Source organism: Clostridioides sp. ZZV14-6345 (assembly GCF_020657775.1).
Taxonomy (GTDB): domain Bacteria; phylum Bacillota; class Clostridia; order Peptostreptococcales; family Peptostreptococcaceae; genus Clostridioides; species Clostridioides difficile_D.
Genome location: NZ_JAGWCX010000264.1, coordinates 1 through 242, shown reverse-complemented (window position 1 = coordinate 242; position 242 = coordinate 1). Strand labels below are relative to the sequence as shown.

The following is a 242-nucleotide window of genomic DNA, read 5'->3' as shown; positions in this document are numbered from 1 at the left end:
AATTGTATATTATATGCTGGTTTAAGTTGTCCATTTTTCATATGGTCTTCTTTCATTCTCATAAAAGTTGCGTCATTATCCGTTTTAGAATAACTATTTCGTTCACCCATTATATGTAGGTCTTTAGTATATTTTTTCAATCTATCAATATAATTATTTAATTGCTCTATAGATTTTTGAACGATAGATTTTTTCTTTCCTTTTCCATGAACAAATATTATATTTGATTCTTTTGATATTTT

At 24.4% G+C, this 242-nt stretch carries 1 pseudogene; it reads right to left on the bottom strand.

Annotated features, from left to right (window positions below):
• Nucleotides 1-242: pseudogene (locus tag KGF39_RS19715) on the bottom strand (IS1182 family transposase); the annotation flags it as partial.